Origin of the sequence: Microbacterium sp. NPDC090281 (assembly GCF_044769635.1) — a bacterium.
Lineage (GTDB): Bacteria > Actinomycetota > Actinomycetes > Actinomycetales > Microbacteriaceae > Microbacterium.
On the sequence record NZ_JBIVYH010000002.1, the window covers coordinates 92,514 to 112,727 of the forward strand.

Annotated in this window: 18 protein-coding genes; 11 read left to right on the forward strand and 7 right to left on the reverse strand. The window is 68.9% G+C overall.

Annotation, left to right across the window (positions count from 1 at the left end; all coding sequences use genetic code 11):
- Positions 1–20: 20 nt before the first annotated feature.
- The 5 genes from ACIQTX_RS14675 to ACIQTX_RS14695 form a co-directional block, all read right to left on the reverse strand.
- A complete protein-coding gene (locus ACIQTX_RS14675) occupies positions 21–1,220 on the reverse strand; it encodes an ROK family protein (protein WP_402973315.1) in 1,200 nt (399 codons plus the stop codon).
- 332 nt (positions 1,221–1,552) lie between these two features.
- The gene (locus tag ACIQTX_RS14680) at positions 1,553–2,545 is read right to left on the reverse strand and encodes a hypothetical protein (RefSeq protein ID WP_402973318.1); all 993 of its coding nucleotides are present in this window, start codon (positions 2,543–2,545) and stop codon (positions 1,553–1,555) included.
- The gene (locus ACIQTX_RS14685) at positions 2,542–3,777 is read right to left on the reverse strand and encodes an ATP-binding protein (protein WP_402973321.1); all 1,236 of its coding nucleotides are present in this window, start codon (positions 3,775–3,777) and stop codon (positions 2,542–2,544) included. Before ACIQTX_RS14685 ends, ACIQTX_RS14680 begins: the two co-directional genes overlap by 4 nt.
- Positions 3,767–4,426, reverse strand: coding sequence for a response regulator transcription factor (locus tag ACIQTX_RS14690; RefSeq protein WP_028503526.1), 660 nt, complete (start codon positions 4,424–4,426; stop codon positions 3,767–3,769). Before ACIQTX_RS14690 ends, ACIQTX_RS14685 begins: the two co-directional genes overlap by 11 nt.
- A 40-nt stretch (positions 4,427–4,466) precedes the next feature.
- Positions 4,467–5,714 carry a class I SAM-dependent RNA methyltransferase gene (locus ACIQTX_RS14695; protein ID WP_105526828.1) on the reverse strand — a complete coding sequence of 416 codons (1,248 nt, stop codon included), beginning with the start codon at positions 5,712–5,714 and terminating at the stop codon, positions 4,467–4,469.
- A 23-nt stretch (positions 5,715–5,737) separates the two neighbouring features.
- On the opposite strand from ACIQTX_RS14695, the gene ACIQTX_RS14700 reads away from it, so the two are divergent.
- Together ACIQTX_RS14700 and ACIQTX_RS14705 are read left to right on the forward strand one after the other, a co-directional pair.
- Entirely contained in the window at positions 5,738–6,376 is a 639-nt protein-coding gene (locus ACIQTX_RS14700) for a Maf family protein (RefSeq protein WP_402975544.1), read from the forward strand.
- A 78-nt stretch (positions 6,377–6,454) separates the two neighbouring features.
- On the forward strand, positions 6,455–8,221 hold the full coding sequence (locus ACIQTX_RS14705) for an acetyl/propionyl/methylcrotonyl-CoA carboxylase subunit alpha (protein WP_402973325.1): 1,767 nt from the start codon (positions 6,455–6,457) through the stop codon (positions 8,219–8,221).
- A gap of 64 nt (positions 8,222–8,285) precedes the next feature.
- On the opposite strand, the gene ACIQTX_RS14710 is transcribed toward ACIQTX_RS14705, so the two are convergent.
- Positions 8,286–9,734, reverse strand: a complete 1,449-nt coding sequence (locus tag ACIQTX_RS14710) for an NAD(P)H-quinone dehydrogenase (RefSeq protein ID WP_402973328.1) — start codon at positions 9,732–9,734, stop codon at positions 8,286–8,288.
- A gap of 48 nt (positions 9,735–9,782) precedes the next feature.
- On the opposite strand from ACIQTX_RS14710, the gene ACIQTX_RS14715 reads away from it, so the two are divergent.
- The 3 genes from ACIQTX_RS14715 to ACIQTX_RS14725 are packed head-to-tail and all read left to right on the forward strand — an operon-like array spanning position 9,783 to position 12,549.
- Positions 9,783–10,616, forward strand: a complete 834-nt coding sequence (locus tag ACIQTX_RS14715; RefSeq protein WP_105526825.1) for a purine-nucleoside phosphorylase — start codon at positions 9,783–9,785, stop codon at positions 10,614–10,616.
- Positions 10,613–12,283 (forward strand): phospho-sugar mutase, encoded by a 1,671-nt coding sequence (locus tag ACIQTX_RS14720; protein WP_402973333.1) that lies wholly within the window; start codon positions 10,613–10,615, stop codon positions 12,281–12,283. Before ACIQTX_RS14715 ends, ACIQTX_RS14720 begins: the two co-directional genes overlap by 4 nt.
- A 2-nt stretch (positions 12,284–12,285) precedes the next feature.
- Positions 12,286–12,549 carry an HPr family phosphocarrier protein gene (locus ACIQTX_RS14725; RefSeq protein WP_402973336.1) on the forward strand — a complete coding sequence of 88 codons (264 nt, stop codon included), beginning with the start codon at positions 12,286–12,288 and terminating at the stop codon, positions 12,547–12,549.
- 9 nt (positions 12,550–12,558) lie between these two features.
- On the opposite strand, the gene ACIQTX_RS14730 is transcribed toward ACIQTX_RS14725, so the two are convergent.
- Positions 12,559–14,481: a BglG family transcription antiterminator gene (locus ACIQTX_RS14730; RefSeq protein WP_402973339.1), complete on the reverse strand. Its 1,923-nt coding sequence runs from the start codon at positions 14,479–14,481 to the stop codon at positions 12,559–12,561.
- A 167-nt stretch (positions 14,482–14,648) separates the two neighbouring features.
- On the opposite strand from ACIQTX_RS14730, the gene ACIQTX_RS14735 reads away from it, so the two are divergent.
- Genes ACIQTX_RS14735 through ACIQTX_RS14760 form a run of 6 tightly spaced genes read left to right on the forward strand, consistent with a single transcriptional unit; the run spans position 14,649 to position 20,142 of the window.
- Positions 14,649–14,966 (forward strand): PTS sugar transporter subunit IIB, encoded by a 318-nt coding sequence (locus ACIQTX_RS14735; RefSeq protein ID WP_402973342.1) that lies wholly within the window; start codon positions 14,649–14,651, stop codon positions 14,964–14,966.
- Positions 14,963–15,244: an HPr family phosphocarrier protein gene (locus tag ACIQTX_RS14740; protein WP_028503516.1), complete on the forward strand. Its 282-nt coding sequence runs from the start codon at positions 14,963–14,965 to the stop codon at positions 15,242–15,244. Before ACIQTX_RS14735 ends, ACIQTX_RS14740 begins: the two co-directional genes overlap by 4 nt.
- Positions 15,241–16,926 carry a phosphoenolpyruvate--protein phosphotransferase gene (gene ptsP, locus ACIQTX_RS14745; protein WP_402973347.1) on the forward strand — a complete coding sequence of 562 codons (1,686 nt, stop codon included), beginning with the start codon at positions 15,241–15,243 and terminating at the stop codon, positions 16,924–16,926. Before ACIQTX_RS14740 ends, ptsP begins: the two co-directional genes overlap by 4 nt.
- Positions 16,923–18,557, forward strand: coding sequence for a PTS mannitol transporter subunit IICB (locus ACIQTX_RS14750; protein ID WP_402973350.1), 1,635 nt, complete (start codon positions 16,923–16,925; stop codon positions 18,555–18,557). The genes ptsP and ACIQTX_RS14750 overlap by 4 nt, the downstream gene beginning before the upstream one ends.
- Positions 18,554–18,988 carry a PTS sugar transporter subunit IIA gene (locus tag ACIQTX_RS14755; protein WP_105526817.1) on the forward strand — a complete coding sequence of 145 codons (435 nt, stop codon included), beginning with the start codon at positions 18,554–18,556 and terminating at the stop codon, positions 18,986–18,988. Before ACIQTX_RS14750 ends, ACIQTX_RS14755 begins: the two co-directional genes overlap by 4 nt.
- Positions 18,985–20,142 carry a mannitol-1-phosphate 5-dehydrogenase gene (locus ACIQTX_RS14760; RefSeq protein WP_402973354.1) on the forward strand — a complete coding sequence of 386 codons (1,158 nt, stop codon included), beginning with the start codon at positions 18,985–18,987 and terminating at the stop codon, positions 20,140–20,142. Before ACIQTX_RS14755 ends, ACIQTX_RS14760 begins: the two co-directional genes overlap by 4 nt.
- Positions 20,143–20,214 lie beyond the last annotated feature (72 nt).

Genomic DNA, 20,214 nt, shown 5'->3' on the forward strand with positions numbered 1-20,214 from the left:
TCAGGCGCCGCGTTCCCTGTTCAACTGTGCAGGAGCAGGTCCGAAGCACGGGGGCTGAGAACCGAGTCGAGCACGACGCACGCGGCCCCCACAGCACCGACGTCGTCGCCGACCACCGTCCCGTCGACCGGCAGAGAACGCACAGCATACGTCGCGCTCGCCCGCTCGAGCCTGCCAGGGACCTCCTGGAGATATACGTCGGCGAGCCGTGACCAGAACGGCCCGCCGAACACGACCCGATCGACATCGAGCATGTTCGTCAGCGCCGCGGTCAGCACTGTGATGTGCGCCGCCGCCTGACGCAGCACCTCGATCGCCGAGGCCTCACCGTCGGCTGCTCGCTCGCACAGCCGGCTGAGCCTCGCATCGACGGCCGCCACATCGTTCGCCTCGCGGTCGTCGGGGAAGACACCTGCATGCTCCGCCTGCTCGACGATCGCCTGCGGAGTGCACATGACCTCCACGCACCCCCTCGCCCCGCACGAGCACGGCGGCCCATCCGGATCGACGATGATGTGTCCGATCTCACCGATGTTGCGCGTGCTCCCCCTGACCGCCTCACCGTCTCTCGCCAGGGCCGCACCGATACCGGTCCCGAGGTAGACGAAGACGAACGAATCGTCCGCCGACTCCCGCCGAGTCCAGAGTTCGCCGACCGCGGCGGAGGTCGTGTCCTTCTCCAGCACCACAGGGAGGCCTGTCGCCTCCGCGAGGACTGCGCGCAGAGGAACACGGTGCCAGCCGAGCAGTTTCGGCGGATCGATGACGGTGCCCTTCTCCGCGTCGAGCGGGCCGGGAGCTGCGACCCCGACCCCGGCGATCCGCGTCCGGTCCACGCCCGAAGCCACGATCAGTTCGTCGATCGTCGCGGCCATGGCTTCGACGATCCGCCGCGGGTCCTTCGCCGGGGTGCGCACACTCAGCCGCCGCACCACTGCGCCGGACAGATCGAGCAGCACGAAAGTCATCAACGCCGGATCCAGGTGCACTCCCACCGCGAAACGACTGTCTGCGACGAGTCGCAACGTCACTCGAGGCTTGCCAGGGCCGTTGATCGTGCGCCCTGCCTCCCGGATGAACCCGTCATCGAGGAGTCTGCGAGTGATATTCGTGACCGTCTGCGCGGAGAGTCCGGTCGCCGTCGCGAGCTCGATCCGGCTCAGCCCCGGTCCGGACTGCCGAATGGCCTCCAGGATCACGGACTGGTTGAAGTCGCCCATCCGTGGAAGATTTGTGCCCCGACGCATTCCCATCGTCCAATGATCCCCCATCGCGGGCCAAAATCGTGTCCCCCAAAATACCTACAGACAACGTTTGGATGAACCGTCAGACTGATGGAGACGCTTCGCGTTCGGCTGGTCTCTCTGTCCCAGGGTAGACAGACGTAGATCGGCCACCAGCGGATGGTTTTCGGGTAACTGTCCGCACGGAGAGGGGCTGGCGGATTCGCCGCCCCTCTCCCACTCTCATCATCCTCGACTCCGGTCGCCTCCCCAGGCCGGAGCCGAGGACGTTTCTGCGCCGATCGAGGCCGTCGTCGGATACCGGCGCGTCAGCGTGGAATCTCGTGCCAGAGATCCACCGCATCATCATCGCCGGGCGAGCGCGATCCCGCTCGTCCGACCACGGTCACCGCGACGCGAGGATCCCGCGCCGAGCGGATGATGAGTCGAGCGGTATGCGCGCGGGTGAGCACGGCCGCCAGCTCGTCCCTGATCTCCCTGCGACGCGCCTCGTCGATCCCGTCGAATCCACCCTCGTCGAACACGGTGACGACAGCGCCGCGTCGGCGGGCCGTCTCGATCGCGTTGCGCACAGCGTCGTTGAGCAGGTCCGCTCCGCGCAGCTCGTCGCGCAGCCGCCCTTCGGCCAGCCGGGCATCCAGCCTCTCGGGATCGGTCAACGCGCCGCGAGCCGCCACGACACGACTCAGCACAGGGCCTGCGACGGCCAGCGCGAACTGGGTGCGAAGCCGCCGCTCACGCTGACGCACCCGTTGCGTGGCGTGCCAGGCCGAGACCGCCTGCTGGATCTCGGCGAGTCGCTCGGTGTCGCGGACGGCGCGATCCCAGAACATCACGAGGAGCCTCGCGACGGCGACCCACATGATCGATCCGACCAGGCCGAGGTTGAGCGCGACTCCGAAGCCCAGGTAGGCGGATGCAGCCACGATGAGCACGGCAAGCGTCAGCCAGCCGATCAGGAACCTACGACGAACTATGCACACGACAGCGAGCAGACCCAGGCCGCCGATATACCAGGTCGCGAACGGCGCAGTGCGGTCGAAGGGCTCGAGAGAAAACGTGACCAGTGCGGGGATGACCGCGCTCGCCAACAGCGATACGACTGCCGACCACAGCGGCATCCGCACCGAAGAGCCGTCACCCAGGATCGCGATGTTCACCACGACGAGGTAGATGCCGATCGCGAGGACCATCAGCAGCGGCGCCGTCGGCTGCTCGATCCACCAGATGCCGCGCGCGACGAAGTACAGCGCGAATCCGACGGCGAGCGAGGTCGCGACGCTGCGCACGGTGCGGTTCACGAGCGCTCCCATCCGAGAGTGACGGTCGTGCCGTGCTCATCGGACTGGACGTCAGCGGTACCGGCGACGCCAGCCATGCGAGCGAAGATCGACGCGCGGATCCCGAGACGATCTGCACCGATCGCTTTCACGTCGAAACCTGGTCCGGTGTCCGACACCGTCACTCCGATCCCCTCATCGCCATGCCCTTCGGCGATGATGTGCAGTCCGCGCCCGTTGGCATGGGTTACCGAGTTGCCGACCGCTTGCCGTGCGGCGAGCACCAGAGCACGAGCCGCGCGGCCGGGAATGAGCCCGATGCCTCCGCGCTCCTCGACGATCGCGTCGGCACCGAACTCCGACAACGCCCGGCGCAGCTCGACGACGATCTGCGCCGTACCGACAGGTTCGTCGCTTCCCTCCTGCGCGACAGCGGCCTCGGTGTTCGCAAGCCGGGTGAGCGCCTCACGGGCCATGGCCACGGCGAGCTCCTTGGCACGCTCGCTCTCCGCGCGCTCGGCAGCAATCAAAGCGGCGAGAACACTGTCGTGCATCAGCGCCGACATCGCCGCCCTCTCCTCTTCGGCCGCAGCCGCCGCTGCAGCTGTCGAATAGGACGACACCGCCTGCCCTCTGGCCTCGTCCACGCCTGCGGCGACGGAGCGGAACATCCACCCGAGCGAGACGATGACGACACCGAGTATGAGCGTGAACGACACGTCGAAAGCGGTCGTCACCCAGAAGTCACGCGAGAACTCCCCCTGCACGAGCCGCACGTACCCGTAGACGAACGGCATCCCCACCGCCCAGGCGACCTGGACGCGCAGCGGGAACGCGAGCATCGCCGCGACGACCCCGACGTTGACGAGGAAGAAGATCCAGGGCTGATCACCTGCCCCCTTGTCCGACGGGTCGACGACCGTCGGCCAGGCGGCGAGCGCAAGCACGTAGACGACCGCGAAGATGCCGGCGAAGATCCGTACGCCTCGACCGCTCACGCAGGCCACCAGCATCGCGGCGAGTGGCACGAACACCACGAAGAGCATCACGATGTGCGCCGTGTCGGCCTGCGACAGCCCGTTCATCGCGGCGATCAGCGCCTGTGCACCGAGCACCGCCGAACCGATGGCGACGACGATCGCGAGGATCCGCTCCATACGCTTGCCGGTGAAGCGCTCGAATGCGGTCTCGGTGCTGCCGGGAGAGGGGATCTTGCTCCAGGCGTCACGGATGCTGAGCGGTTCAGCGGGCACTCGGCGCCTCATCCGCCGTGACGATCCCGTCCTCCATCGCTCTGCGCAGGAGGTCGACCTTGGTCGGCGCGGGGCGTCCGACCTCGACGTACTTCACACGGATGCGGGTGATGTTCTCCTTGGCGGTGGAGTAGGCGACGCCCAGACGTTCGGCTACCGCCTTCAGCGGCAACCCTGTGGCGTACAGCCGGAGCACCTCGCGCTCGCGGGTGGCGAGCTGTGCGTCGGCGAAGGCGCGGTCGCCGTCGACCGCGCTCGCCCATTCGACATTGTTGAGGGCCTCCCCCTGCGCGACGGTGCGGATCGCATCGAGGACGTCGTCGAGCGCGGACGACTTGCTGACCACTCCGGCTGCCCCGGCGGAGAGCGCTTCACGGACCGCGGCCGGCCGATCGGCGACGCTGTGGATCACGACACTCGCACCGTCGTTCACGAGAGACCTCACGTTCTCGGTGACGGTCGTCCCGTCTCCGAGCGTGAGGTCGAGGACGACCACGTCGGCGGGGGCAGCAGTGGATGCCTTCCGCCATTCGAGGTAGGAGACCACCGTGCTGCCCGAGAACACAACGGTCTGCGAGTCACGCGCGCACGCGGCCTCGAGGCCGAGGCGAACGGACTCGTGATCGTCGATGAGTGCGACCGTGCTCATCCACCCAGCCTACTGAGTCCTCCGCGGCGCGGAGGATCGCTCACCGAGTGAGCAGCGCGACGACCTCGAAGTGGTGCGAGTGCGGGAACAGATCGAAGCCACGCAGGCGGTCGACATTCCATCCGAGCGTCCGGAAGGTGCCGAGGTCACGCGCGAGCGCGACCGGATCGCACGCGACGTAGGCGATGGCCTCCGGCGCGAGCGCATGCACCGCCTCGACGACCTGGCGGCCCGCACCGGCGCGCGGCGGGTCGAGCACGACCGCTCCTGTGCGTCCCGATGCCTTCTGCGATGTCAGGAAGCGGTCGACGCGCTCCGTCACCGCCTTCACCTCGAGCGGGGCGAGGTTCGCGGCAGCATGCTGCGTGGCCCGCGCGCTGGACTCGACGGTCACGATGTCGGTCCCGCCGAGGTCGGCGAGTGTCGCGGCGAAGAGGCCGACTCCGCCGTACAGGTCGTAGTGCGTCTTCTGGTCGTCGACGTACCCGTCGAGGATGCCGTACACAGCGGCATCGAGGACGGACGCAGCTCTCGGGTGCACCTGCCAGAACCCCGTGGCATCGACCTCGAAGCGACGGTCGTTGACCATCTCGTGGATCACCTCGGGGGTCGGACGCTTGCGGAAGCCTCGCTGCACTCGCGGGGCGCGCTCGGTCTCCTCGCGCCGGATGACGCGGACCTCGCCGTCTGCGGGCTCGACGAGTTCGATACGGCCAGGCGCCTCTCCATGAAGCGCGAGGGCGGCCTCGGCGATGGCGGGGCGGGCGAGCGGATGCGAGGTCACCGGGATCACGCGGTGGCTGCGGGCGGCGAAGGGGCCGGCCACTCCCGTCTCGTCGACGTGCAGGGTGACGCGTGTGCGCCAGCCGAGACCGTCACCCGACTCGACGGATTCGATCTCCGGCGCGGAGAGCCCTAAACCTGCGAACCGGTCGAGTGCTTCCGAGAGCACGCGGCGCTTCAGCTCCCGCTGGTGGTCGAGGTCGATGTGCCCGAGGTCTGCGCCGCCCGGCCGGTCCGCGGGATCACGCGATACGTCGGCCTCAGCCCACACATGCGGGCGCCGATGCTCCGAGGCATCCAGCACCTCGATGGTCTCCGCGCGCCAGAAGCTACGGGTCGCGGCATCCGCGCCTTCCTGAGGAGCGATGATCCGCGCGCGGACACGTTCACCGGGGATCGCGTCGGAGACGAAGACGACGCGTCCCTCGTGGCGGGCGATGAAGGTGCCCCCGTGTGCGATGCCGGTGATGTCGAGTTCGAGCACGTCGGCTGGGGAGGAAGTCATTCTTCGAGGATACGGTGGTGAACATGCGCGTCTGCCTCGCCTCCACCTCCCCTGCCCGACTCATGCTCCTGCGGCAGGCGGGCATCGAACCGCTCACGCTGTCTCCGGACGTCGATGAGGATGCCGTCGCCGCAGCCGCGGAGGCCGACCGCGGCGCGCCCCTCGCACCCGAGGAACTCGTGCTGCTGCTCGCCCGCGCCAAGGCCGCCGCCGTCGCCCACCGCTTGTCGGAGGAGGGCGACTTCGACGGTCTCGTGATCGGTGGTGACTCGATGTTCGCGCTCGGCGGGCGGGTCTACGGCAAGCCGTACACACCGGAGGAGGCGACCAGGCGCTGGCAGGAGATGCGCGGCGCCACCGGGATCCTGCATTCGGGGCACTCGGTGTTTCGGGTCTCTCCTGGAACACCGCCCACCGAGGCGACTGCCGTGGCCGAAGCGGCGGTGACCTTCGCCGAAGACGTGAGCGACGCCGAGATCGCCGCGTACGTCGCCTCGGGAGAGCCGCTGCACGTGGCCGGCGCCTTCACCGTCGACAGCCTGGGCGGCGCCTTCATCACGCGGGTGGACGGCGACCCCTCGACCGTGGTCGGCATGTCCCTCTCGACCGTCCGCCGCCTGGCCGGAGAGCTCGGCGTCCGATGGACAGACCTCTGGTCGTAGACTCCCCTCCACGTTTCCGCGTCTTTCTTGTGGAGAGTCGTCAAAAGGATCAAGGTCCTACTCGCTAGGCTGGCAACCATGCCTGCTATCGCCAAGGTGCTCATCGCCAACCGCGGCGAGATCGCCGTCCGCATCATCCGCGCCGCCCGTGACTCCGGGATCGCCTCGGTCGCCGTCTACGCCGACCAGGACCGTGATGCCCTCCACTCCCGTCTCGCCGACGAGGCCTATGCACTCGGAGGCTCGACCAGCGCCGAGACCTACCTCCAGATCGAGAAGATCCTCTCGATCGCCCGTCGTGCCGGTGCCGATGCCGTGCACCCCGGATACGGCTTCCTCGCCGAGAACGCCGAGTTCGCGCGCGCGGTCATCAATGCGGGTATGACCTGGATCGGCCCGTCACCGGATGCGATCGAGGCTCTCGGCGACAAGGTGACCGCGCGTCACGTCGCCGAGAAGGTCGGCGCTCCCCTCGCTCCCGGCACGCCCGGGCCCGTCGCCGGAGCCGATGAGGTCATCGCCTTCGCGAAGGAGTTCGGCCTGCCGATCGCCATCAAGGCGGCGTACGGCGGCGGCGGCCGCGGCCTCAAGGTCGCCCGCGAGCTCGACGAGGTCGCCGAGCTCTTCGAGTCCGCCACCCGCGAGGCGGTCACCGCCTTCGGTCGTGGCGAGTGCTTCGTCGAGAAGTACCTCGACAAGCCGCGTCACGTCGAGACCCAGTGCCTGGCCGACGCCGAAGGCAACGTCGTCGTCATCTCCACACGCGACTGCTCACTGCAGCGTCGCCACCAGAAGCTCGTCGAGGAGGCACCGGCGCCGTTCCTCACGGAGGAGCAGAACGACCTCCTCTACTCGGCATCCAAGGCCATCCTCAAGGAGGTCGGCTACGTCGGCGCTGGCACCTGCGAGTTCCTGATCGGCGCCGACGGCACGGTCTCGTTCCTCGAGGTGAACACCCGCCTGCAGGTCGAGCACCCTGTCTCCGAAGAGGTCACCGGCATCGACCTGGTGCGCGAGCAGTTCCGCATCGCCGCCGGCGGCACCATCGACTACGCCGACCCGGAGCCCCAGGGGCACTCGATCGAGTTCCGCATCAACGGCGAAGACCCGGGTCGCGGATTCCTGCCCCAGCCCGGCCCGATCCACGTGTTCAAGACATTCGGAGGTCCAGGCATCCGTCTCGACTCCGGTGTCACGGCGGGCGACTCGGTCTCCGGCGCATTCGACTCGCTGCTCGCGAAGATCATCGTGACCGGCAAAGATCGGGCGGAAGCGCTCGAGCGATCGCGCCGCGCACTCGACGAGTTCGAGGTCGCCGGCCTCCCCACCGTCATCCCGTTCCACCGCAAGGTCGTCCGCGACCCCGCGTTCACGGCCGAGAACGGCGAGTTCGGCGTCTTCACGCGCTGGATCGAGACCGAGTTCGTCAACGACATCCCGGCGTGGGACGGCGAGCTCGAGGCACCGACCGCTGCCGAGTCGCGCCACACGGTCGTCGTCGAGGTCTCAGGCAAGCGACTCGAAGTGAGTCTCCCCGACCGGGTCGCGGTCGCCGCCGGCACCGCAGGACGCCCCGCAGCCGTGCCGCCGTCGCGTCGCAGCCACGCCACCACCGCCAACGCCGGAGCATCCGGTGACGCAGTCAAGTCGCCCATGCAGGCGACCGTCGTCAAGATCGCCGTCGCCGACGGACAGCAGGTGGTGAAGGGCGATCTGGTCGTCGTGCTCGAGGCCATGAAGATGGAGCAGCCGCTGCAGGCGCACAAGGACGGCGTCGTCGGCAACATCAGCGCGGATGCCGGCACCACGGTCTCCGCAGGGCACCAACTGCTCACGATCAGCTGACGCACCCGCACCTACGCGAAAGGCGCCCCACCGCGGTGGGGCGCCTTTCGCGTGTCTCCCGAGGTCAGGAGATGTTCACGAGGTGCATCGCCCTGCTCGCATCGGTGATGCTGCTGGACAGCGAGGGGTACGCCGCGAAGACCCGGGATACCTGGTCGACCGTGAGACGACGCTCGACGGCGACCGCGATCGGGTAGATCAGCTCCGAGGCCTTCGGCGCCACGATCACGCCGCCGATCACGGTGCCCGATCCCTTGCGCGCGATGAGCTTGACGAAGCCGTCCTTGATGCCCATCATCTTCGCGCGGGGGTTGGCCGCGAGCGGGAGCTTGTAGACGAGGCCATCGGCCACACCGTCCTCGACGTCCTTCTCCCCGTATCCGACCGTGGCGATCTCGGGCGCGGTGAAGATGTTCGAGGTGATCTTGATCTGCTCGAGCGGGATGACGATGTCACCGAGCGCGTGGAAGACGGCCGTGCGCCCCTGCATCGAGGCGACGGATGCCAGCGGGAAGAAGTTCGTGCAGTCGCCGACAGCGTAGACGTTCGGCACCGACGTGCGCGCGACCCGGTTGACGCGGACGTGCCCCGAATCGTCGAGTTCGACACCCGCCTCCTCCAGGCCGATGCCCGCGGTGTTCGGGATCGACCCGACCGCCATGAGACAGTGGCTGCCGTCGACCGTGCGTCCATCCGACAGCGTGACGGTGACGCCGTCGTCAGTGACCTCGACCTTGTCGGCGCGAGACTTCGAGAGCACCTGCATGCCGCCGCGCTTGAAGACCTTCTCCAGAACGCTCGCTGCGTCCTTGTCCTCGCCGGGAAGCACCTGCTCACGACTGGAGACGAGTGTGACCTTCGCTCCCAGGTTCATGTACGCAGAGGCGAACTCCGCACCCGTGACACCCGAGCCGACCACGATGAGGTGCTCGGGGAGCGCTTTCATGTCGTACAGCTGCGTCCAGGTCAGGATGCGCTTTCCGTCGGGCTTCGCGGAGTCCAGCTCCCGCGGTGAGGCGCCGACTGCCACGATGATCGTGTCGGCCTCGACCCGGTCGAAGTCCGTGCCTCCCTGGCCCGTCGACACGATGATCGCGGTGGGCCCCTCCAGCCGGCCGTGACCGGACAGGATGCGCACCCCGGCTTCGAGCAGCGTCGCGCGCATGTCCTCCGACTGCTGGCCGGCGAGCGAGAGGAGACGCTTGTTGACGGCCGCGAGGTTGATCGCGATCTCGGGCTTGAGGGGCCTCGAGCGATCACCCTTGGCGTAGAAGTTCACGCCGAGGTCGCTCGCCTCTGAGATGGCGACGGCCGCATCGGCGGTGGCGATCAGGCTCTTCGAGGGCACGACGTCGGTCAGGACGGCCGATCCGCCGACGCCCACACGCTCGACCAGGGTGACCTCGGCCCCGAGCTGGGCTGCCGCGAGAGCCGCCTCGTAACCGCCGGGACCGCCGCCGAGGACGGCGACGCGCTGAGTGCGCTCGAATGTGGTGGAAGACATGGAATCCATTCTCGCGCAATCCTGGCCCCCGAGCCTGCACCTTCCTAGAGTGGATCCATGCCCGAAACGCACAGCAACCCCCTCGACGACCCGACCGCGAACCCGTTCGAGGTCGCAGCGCAGGCCGCAGCCGACATCGCCCGACTGACCGGCGTCGAGAATCATGACATCGCCCTCACCCTCGGCAGCGGATGGGGCAAGGCCGCCGACATCATCGGCGAGACCGTCGCGACCATCCCCGCGACCGAGGTCACCGGCTTCTCCAAGCCCGCGCTCGAGGGCCATGTCGGCACTCTGCGCAGCATCCGCACCCCCGGCGGCAAGAACGTGCTCGTGATCGGCGCGCGCACCCACTACTACGAAGACCACGGCGTGCGACGAGTCGTGCACAGCGTCCGCACCGCTGCCGCGACCGGAGCCAAGATCATGGTGCTCACAAACGGCGCCGGCGGAATCCGCGAGACGTGGACGCCCGGCCAGCCCGTGCTCATCAGCGATCACATCAACCTCACCGCCGACTCCCCGCTCGAAGGCGCGACCTTCATCGATCTGACCGATCTCTACGCGAAGCGCCTCCGCGACATCGCCCGCACGATCGACCCGATGCTCGACGAGGGCGTGTACACGCAGTTCCGCGGCCCGCACTACGAGACCCCTGCCGAGGTGCAGATGGCGAAGCACATCGGGGGGCACATCGTCGGGATGTCGACCGCGCTCGAGGCGATCGCTGCCCGCGAAGCCGGCATGGAGATCCTCGGCTTCTCGCTCATCACGAACCTCGCCGCCGGCATCCAGCAGAGCCCGCTCAGCCACGCCGAGGTGATCGAAGCCGGACGTGAGGCCGAGCCGGTGATCTCCGCGCTCCTGGCCAGGGTGGTCGAGGCACTGTGAACGAGGAGCTGCTCGTCCAGGCCCGCGACTGGCTGCGACAGGACCCGGATCACGAGACGCGCGACGAGCTGGCCGGTGTGATCACGCGCGCCTCCGCCGGCGAGGAGGTCGCGATCGCCGACCTGGAAGACCGTTTCCGCACGCGCCTCGCATTCGGCACCGCGGGCCTGCGCGGCGAGCTCGGCGCCGGCACCAACCGGATGAACCGGGTGCTCGTCGCCCAGGCTGCGGCCGGATTCGCCGCCTACCTGCGCGAGAAGGCGGACGGCGGGACACCGACGGTGGTGATCGGCTACGACGGACGCCGCAACTCCCGCGTGTTCGCCACGGATTCCGCCGAGCTGTTCGCCGGTGCGGGTCTCCGCGCGATCCTGCTCCCCCGCCTGCTGCCGACACCTGTCCTCGCCTTCGCCGTGCGTCACTTCGGCGCCGACGCCGGCGTGATGGTGACCGCGAGCCACAACCCGCCCAACGACAACGGCTACAAGGTGTACCTCGGCGGCGGCGATCAGGGCTCACAGATCATCGCACCGGCCGATGCCGAGATCGCCGCGCATATCCAGCGCACGGCCGACGAGGCATCCGTCTCGGCGCTGCCACGCTCCACTGACTACGAGACCGCGGGCGAAGAGGTCGTCGAGGCCTACATCGCCGCGACCGCGGCCGTGGCACCTGCCCCCGCCGGCACCACGGGGATGCGGTGGGTCTACACCGCGATGCACGGGGTCGGCTGGGAGACGCTGTCCCGCATCGTGAAGGACGCCGGATACCCGCAGCCGTTCGTCGTCGACGAGCAGCTCACCCCCGACGCCACGTTCCGCACCGTGTCGTTCCCGAATCCGGAGGAACCGGGCGCGATGGATCTCGCCTTCGCGAGGGCCCGCCGCGTGAAGGCGGACTTCATCCTCGCCAACGATCCCGATGCGGATCGCCTGGCCGTCGCCGTCCCCGACGCCGCAGCAGCAGACGGCTGGCGTCGCCTCACCGGCAACGAGGTCGGCCTCCTCCTCGGCGCGAGAGCCGCCCGTGCAGCGGCCGGCACCCCCGGCGCTTCGCTCGCATGCTCTCTCGTCTCCTCCCCAGGCCTCGGCGCCGTCGCCGCCCACCACGGGCTGGACTTCCACGAGACCCTCACGGGCTTCAAATGGATCTCCCGGGCCCCCGGTATCGTCTTCGGATTCGAGGAGGCTCTGGGCTACCTGGTGAACCCGGAGTCCGTCCGTGACAAGGACGGAATCTCGGCCGCGGTCGCCATCCTCGGCCTCGCCGCCGAAGCCCGTGATCGCGGAGTCACGCTCGCCGACCTGCTCGATGAGCTCGGCGACACCTACGGCCACTTCGCCAGCGGCCAGGTGTCGGTGCGCGTCGAGGATCTCGCTGTCATCGGCAACGTGATGCTCGCACTGCGCACCATCCCGCCGACCCACATCGCCGGACGTTCGATCACCTCGGCGGAGGATCTGCTGCATGCCGCACCAGGTCAGCCGTCGGGCGATGTCCTGCGGTACCGGCTCGGCGACGGGTGCCGTGTGATCGTGCGACCCAGCGGCACGGAGCCGAAGCTCAAGGTCTACATCGACGCCCGCGCGGAGTCGTCCGAGGGCGCTCGCGCCGCGGTGGCGGAGCTCGAAGCCGGGGTACGAGACCTGCTCGACGAGCGCTCCTGATCATGTCGATCCGACGTGTCGTCGTCAGCGCGCACAACGGGGTTCATGCGCGTCCGGTCGCCGAGCTGGTCCGCCTCGTGCAATCTCACAACGAGACGGTCACGCTGCGCACTGCTGACGGCACCACGGTCGATCTGAGCAGCGTGCTGGCGGTGATGGACCTCGGGATCGCCGCCGGCGACGCGGTCGTCCTCGAGACGGCGGCATCCGCGACCTCGGAAGCCGTCCTCGATCAGCTGGCCGAGGTGCTCGCTCCCCGCGGGTGAGGGCTGCGCTCAGCCGTCGATCACGGCGACGAGCTCGTCGAGGAAGGCTTCGAACGTCGTCCCCTTCCGGACGATGCGATGCACGCTCTCACGCTCGCTGAACACTTCGACCAGCTGCTCGAACACCGTCTGGAACGCCGCGCGGTCGCTCTCGCTGAACGCGGCGAGCGCGACGACCTGCACGCGCCCTCCGCCCCACGCTGCCGACCCGTCGGCCACACCGATCGCGATAGCAGTGCGGGTCGCGGTCATCTGCAGGGCGTGGGGGACGGCGAGAGCGTCCGTGAACGCTGTCGACGACATCCGCTCGCGCACGATGGTGTTCTCGATGTAGTCCTCGCCGATGAGCCCTGCCTGCACCAGGAGTCCTCCGAGGCGGCGGATGATCGCCTCCTCCCCCTCGTCGGGGAGTGGGAAGACATAGGCGTCGGCGAGGAAGTAGCGGGCCAGTTCGTCACGGAGGCGGGTGAGCCTGCGCCCTCGGCGCACGCGGGCCGCCGCCTGCTGGATGCGGTCGACGTCGGCATCGGTGAGGAACGGCTGGATGCGCACGAAGCGGTCGCCGGAGGATCCCGGTTCGATCGTGCTGAGCACGAGGTCGGTGTCGAACGAGGTCCAGTCGGGGTCGACGTTGGTGACGACGGTCGTCACCTCGATCGCCGAGCCCAGTGAGCGGTCGACGCTGGAGCGGAGCAGCTCATGCAGCTCGTGGTAGCCCGGGCAGACGATGGTGGCGGTGAGGATCGACTCGGCCTTGCGGCTACGTTCGAGGCGTCCGCCCACGTGCATGGCGATGTAGGCGATCTCGTCGTCGTGGATCGGTGTGCCGAGACGGTCGTGGAGACCGCTTGCGATCGACACCGCGACCTCGAAGATCATCGGATAGGTCGTCTTGAGCGAGCGGGTGAGCGGGTTGCGGGTGAGCGCACTCTCCTCTGCCCGCCGCAGCAGGTTCTGGACGTGCAGCGCAAGGCGCAGGACGAACGTCTCGTCGACCAGATCGACCTGGAAGTCTTCGGCGGCCCGTGCGATCTCGTCGCGCACCGCTTCCTCGACCGCCGGATCCACCCCGCTGCGAGCGACCTCGCGGGTGGCGTCCTCACCCGGTGCGACGATGCGGGTGAGCACGAGAGACGCGAGGTGGCCGCTGTCACCCTCGCCGAGCACGACCGAGAAGTGCTCATCGGCGAGACGTGCGATGACTGTTCCGACGCGCGGGATCTCCTCACGAGTACCCGCAGGGGTCGACTCGAGGGTGTGACCTGCGGCGACCCGCTCCGCCGCGATCGCGATGTGCAGCAGTACGTCCGAGATCGCGAGCTCGTTCACGTAATAGCCGAGTTCGCCGAGCTCGCGCACCAGCGACGACTTGAACGGTCCGACCGCGCTGGCAGCGACCGCAGAGCCGGAGAGTGCACGGCGGAAGGTCTCGGGGTGGAAGGACGCGTCGTCCATCTCGTCGTGGGCGAGCCTGCTGAGAAGGCGACGCTGCGCCGCCTCGTTGCCTCGCAGGCGCACGTTCTCCCTGACCCGTTCGAGGACGAGGTCCGTGCCGTCGAGCAGACCCCGCACGCGCACCAGATCAGCCTCGAGCGTCGCCTCGCTGACGTGCAGATCCTCGGCGGTGTCGAACACGTCGATCCCCGCAGGCTCATCCAGCAGCAGGCGCACCAGCGCGTGCAGGCGGTCTCGCGGTGCGGACTCACCGGTCTGACGCATCCGCAGCGCACCGCGGGCACCGGACCCTGCACGATAGCCGGCGGGTCCCGACTCGATCACAGCGGCCCCGGGAGTTCGGGCGTTCAGCGCCGCGACGTAGGAGCGAATGCTGCGTGGGGTGACCCCCATCAGGTCGGCGAGGCTCGCCGCCGTCGCCCATCCTTCCTGGCGCAGGAGCGCCGCGAGGAGCTGGTCCTGGCGCTGGCGCGACATGATGCTCCCCTTCCCGCGTGCTGACCGCACTGTCTCGACGTGTTCTCCATGATGTCAGCTGCCCGGCTCCCTCGGGTGGAACGGTGCGTTCCGCGGGGGCGGAAAGGAACGTGTTGGCGCGGACCCCTGAGCGCTTCCCAGACTGTTCTCAGGAAGGGTGGGCATCAATGAGGATTCTCGTGGTGTGCGGCGCGGGAGCGTCGAGCACGTTCGTCGCGCAGCGGCTCCGCAGCGCGGCAGCCGCAGCAGGCCTCGATTGGGACGCTGCGGCGGGGATGGAGAGCTCCGTCGCCGGCTCCGACCACGACCTCGTCCTCATCGGCCCCCATCTGAGCGACCGACTGGAAAGCATCCGCAGCCACGCGGGCACGCCCGTCGCGGTACTCCCCGACGACGTCTTCGCCGATCGCGATGGCTCACGCACGCTCGACCTCGCTCGAACGATCCTCGCCGCCGCCGGCGAAACCCCGAAAGGAACATCATGACCGCCACTCGCACCGTCCGGATCGGCTCGTCACACGGATTGCACGCCCGCCCGGCGAAGCTCTTCGCACAGGCGGCGAAGGAGTCCGGCATCCCCGTGACGATCGCCAAGGACTCGGGCAAGCCGGTGAATGCCGCCAGCATCCTCGGAGTCATCGCCCTCGCCATCGAGTACGGCGACTACGTGACTCTCACGGCTGACGGCGAAGGCGCCGAGAGTGTCCTCGACACGCTCACCGAGCTCCTCACCACCGACCACGACCAGGACGCTGCCGGATGAGCGAGCTTCGCGGTGTGGGGATCGGCCTCGGGGTGGCCCAGGGTGCGGTCGTCCGCATGGCCGAGGCGATGGCCGCTCCGGAGAACACGCCGAGCAGCGTGGGCGCAGACGCCGAGCGCGCCAGGGTGCGTGAGGCGGTCTCGATCGTCGCGAACGAGCTGAACGCGCGAGGGGAGGCCGCAGGCGGCTCCGCGCAGGAGGTTCTCGAGGCTCAGGCGATGATCGCCGAGGACCCGACGCTCCAGGACGAGGTCGATACCCGGATCGATGCCGGCGCGACCGCGGAGTGGGCCGTGCACGATGCGTTCGCCGGTTTCCGCGCGACTCTCGAAGCCGTCGGCGGCTACCTCGGCGAGCGCGCAGCCGACCTCGACGACATCGCACAGCGCGTGCTCGCCCGTCTTCGTGGCGTCGACGCTCCCGGCGTCCCGAATCCGGGACACCCCTTCGTTCTCGTCGCGCGCGATCTCGCCCCCGCCGACACCGCACTCCTCGACCTCGACCAGGTGCTCGCTCTGATCACCTCCGACGGCGGTCCCACATCGCACACGGCGATCCTCGCCAGAGAGAAGGGAATCGTCGCGATCGTCGGAGTCGCCGACGGCGCGCTGCTCACCACGGGCGAGACCGTGATCGTCGACGCCGCCAGCGGCGTCGTCACGCGCGAGCCGACGGATGACGAGAAGGCCCGCGCCACCGAACGCGCCGCCGCTCGCCGATCGGCGGACTCCGCCCCACCTACTCCCGGCGCTCTCGCCGACGGCACGCCTGTCGCGCTGCTCGCGAATCTGGGGAAGCCTGCAGACGCGGCCGATGCGGTCGTTCGGGGGGCCGAGGGCGTCGGGCTGTTCCGCACCGAGTTCCTGTTCCTCTCCTCCGCGCAGGCACCGACCATCGCCCAGCAGCGCGAGTCGTATCGCGAGCTGCTGGCGGCCTTCCCCGGCAAGAAGGTCGTGGTCCGGATGCTGGATGCCGGCGCCGACAAGCCGCTCGCGTTCCTCAACGACGCGCACGAGGAGAACCCGGCACTCGGTCTTCGTGGGCTGCGGGCGCTGCGGGCGAGTGAGGACATCCTGCGCGAGCAGCTCACCGCACTCGCGGAAGCCGACGCTGCGACCGAGGCCGACCTCTGGGTGATGGCCCCCATGGTGGCCACGGTCGAGGAGACCATCTACTTCACGGGCCTCGCCCGCGAGTACGGGCTGAAGACGGCCGGCGTCATGGTGGAGATCCCGGCGAGCGCGCTGCTCGCCGACCGCGTGCTCGCGCACGCCGACTTCGCCTCGATCGGCACCAACGACCTCACGCAGTACACGATGGCCGCCGACCGCATGCTCGGCTCCGTCGCCGGCTTCCAGGACCCGTGGCACCCTGCCGTCCTCCGCCTCGTGCGCGAGGTCGGCGATGCGGGTGCCCGTCTCGGCAAGCCCGTCGGCATCTGCGGCGAGGCTGCGGCCGATCCGCTGCTCGCCGTGGTCCTGGTCGGACTCGGCGCCACCAGCCTCTCGATGGCCCCGTCGGCCCTGGCCGATGTGCGACACGCGCTGTCCGAGCGCACTCCGTCCGAGGCGCGGAGCCTCGCCCAGGCCGCCCTGGCTGCCGACGACGCCTCTTCCGCCCGAACCGCCGTGGCGACTCTCGCCGCGGAACTCCCCCTCCACAAGAAAGAGACGACATCATGACGACGACGTCACCTGCCGCCACCAAACCTGGCGGCCTCCGCGTAGGAGTGCAGCGCTTCGGCACATTCCTCTCGGGCATGATCATGCCCAACATCGCGGCCTTCATCGCCTGGGGCTTCATCACGATGCTCTTCATCCCCAAGGGCTTCTTCGGCGCCGAGAGCCCGTTCGGCTGGCATTGGGCCGGGGTGTCCGAGATCCTCGGCGGCGGCGGCGATTCCGTCATCCTCGGCTGGCAGGGAGCCATGACGACGGTGGCCGAGGGCGCCGACGGCAACATCCTCGCCTACGTCGGCCTCGTGGGCCCGATGGTCACGTACCTGCTGCCGCTGCTGATCGCCAACACCGCCGGCCGCATGGTCTACGGCGAGCGCGGCGGCGTGGTCGCCTCCATCGCCACGGTCGGTGTGATCGTCGGCACGAACATCCCGATGTTCCTCGGCGCCATGATCATGGGGCCGATCGCAGCCTGGATCATGAAGCAGGTCGACCGGATCTGGGAGGGCAAGATCCGCCCCGGCTTCGAGATGCTGGTCAACAACTTCTCCGCCGGCATCCTCGGCATGATCCTCGCGATCGTCGGCTTCTTCGTGTTCGGACCCGTGATGCTCGGCATCAGTGCGGCGCTCGGTACGGCCGTCGACTGGCTCGTCTCGCTGAACCTGCTGCCGCTCGTGTCGATCATCGTCGAGCCGGCCAAGGTGCTGTTCCTCAACAACGCCATCAACCACGGCGTGTTCACCCCGCTCGGCATCGAGCAGGCCGCCGAGACCGGCAAGTCGATCCTCTTCCTCATCGAGGCGAACCCCGGCCCGGGCCTCGGGCTGCTCCTCGCCTTCAGCTTCTTCGGTGTGGGCGCGGCGAAGGCCTCCGCACCGGGTGCTGCGATCATCCAGTTCTTCGGCGGCATCCACGAGATCTACTTCCCGTATGCACTGAGCAAGCCGACCACCATCCTCGCCCTCATCGCTGGTGGCGCGGCCGGAGTCACCACGAACATGGTCCTCGGCGGAGGTCTGGCGTTCCCGGCAGCCCCGGGAAGCATCATCGCCGTGAGCGCGGCCGCCATCGGACCGGGCGTCCCCAACCTGCTGGTCGTGTACCTGTCTGTGATCATCGCCGCGACCGTCACGTTCCTCATCACCGGAGTGATCCTGCGGGCGTCGCGCAAGCGTGACCTCGAGGCCGAGGGCGATACCTTCGGCGCCGCGATCGCTCAGACCGAGGCGAACAAGGGCAAGTCGTCCGCCGCCATGGACGCGCTGCGCACGTCGACCGCGACCACGGCCCCCGAGTCGGCTGCCATCCCGAGCACCACCGCGCTCGTCGCCGCACCGATCGAGCGCATCGTGTTCGCCTGCGACGCCGGCATGGGGTCGTCCGCCATGGGCGCCAGTGTGCTCCGCAACAAGCTGAAGAAGGCCGGCATCGAGGACATCACGGTCACCAACCAGGCGATCGCGAACCTCGACGGAACAGCCGACGTGGTGATCACGCAGCAGCAGCTCACCGAGCGCGCCGAGGCGAAGTCGCCGAAATCGGTCCACGTGTCGGTCGACAACTTCATGAACTCGCCCAAGTACGAAGAGGTCGTCGAAATGGTGCGCGAACAGCGAAAGGAAAACGAATGAGCGTTCTCAGCCCCGAGCAGGTCCGTATCCACCCCGGAGGGGCGACGCGGGATGAAGCCCTCCAGGAGGCGACGGACATCCTCGTCGCCGCCGAAGCCGTCACGCCGGCATACGTCGACGCGATGCGGCAGCGCGAGGAGACCGTGTCGACCTTCATGGGCAACGGCCTGGCGATCCCGCACGGCACCAACGACGCGAAGGACACGATCCTCGCCTCGGCCCTGTCGGTCGTCCGCTACGACGGCGGTGTCGACTGGGCAGGGGATCCTGCGACCTTCGTGATCGGCATCGCCGGAGTGGGCGACGAACACCTGGAGATCCTCTCCCGGATCGCGATCCTGTTCTCCGAGGAGGACGACGTGGCCCGGCTGTCCGCAGCGAAGACCGCGGAGGAGCTCTACGCCCTCCTCTCGGAGGTGAACGAGGGATGAAGGCGGTCCACTTCGGGGCAGGCAACATCGGGCGCGGGTTCGTCGGTCTCCTGCTGCGCGAAGGCGGGTACGAGGTCGTGTTCTCGGACGTCGCCGACGCGCTGGTCGATGCGATCAACGCGGTCGACTCGTACACCGTGCACGAAGCCGGCCCCGGAGGGACCGATCACCTCGTCACCGGCTTCCGGGCGGTGAACAGCCGGACGGATCCTGCAGCGGTGGCGGAAGAGGTCGCCTCGGCCGATGTCGTCACGACCGCGGTCGGGCCGACCGTGCTGCGGTTCGTTGCTCCGTCGATCGTCGCGGGACTGGCACTGCGCTCCCCCGAGGCCGCACCGCTGCAGGTGATGGCATGCGAGAACGCGATCGGCGCCACCGATCTGCTGCGCCGCGAAGTCGCATCGGCGGCTGGGGCGGATGCCGAGAAGCTGCTCGCCCGCGCGGTCTTCGCGAACACCGCAGTGGACCGCATCGTGCCGGCACAGCCGGAGGGGTCAGGCGTCGACGTCACGGTCGAGCCCTACTTCGAGTGGGCGATCGAGTCCGGGCCTTTCGGTGGCGAACTGCCGAACATCCCGAGCGCGCACTTCGTCGACGATCTGGCCCCGTACATCGAGCGCAAGCTCTTCACGGTGAACACGGGCCATGCGGCGACCGCGTACTTCGGAGCCCGCGCCGGCATCGAACGCATCTCGGACGCCCTGGCCGATCCCGCCATCGCGGCGAGCGTGTCGGCGGCTCTCGAGGAGACCTCGGCAGTTCTGGTCGCCGAGCACGGTCTGGACCCTGAGGATCTCGCGGTCTATCGCGCGACGATCCTCGACCGGTTCCGCAACCCCGCGCTCATCGACACGGTGCAGCGGGTCGGACGCCAGCCGCTGCGCAAGATCTCGCGGCACGAGCGCTTCGTGGGGCCCGCCGCCATGGCCGCAGAGCGCGGGCTGCCCAGCGTGGCACTGGTCGCCGCGGTGTCGGCGGCACTCGATTTCGACGACCCGGCCGACGAGCAGTCGGTCGAACTGCAGCAGCTTCTTCGCACCGAGGATCCTGCCGGGTTCACCACGCGGACGACGGGCCTCGACCCCGAGCACCCGCTGTTCCCGCTGATCCGGGATGCTGTCGCGGCGCGGCAGCACGGCATCGAGGTCGCCTGACCCACCGCTCATCGACGCCCCCGCCCTGCCGATACGATCGGTGGGCGGGGGCGTTTTTCGAGCACGGCGATG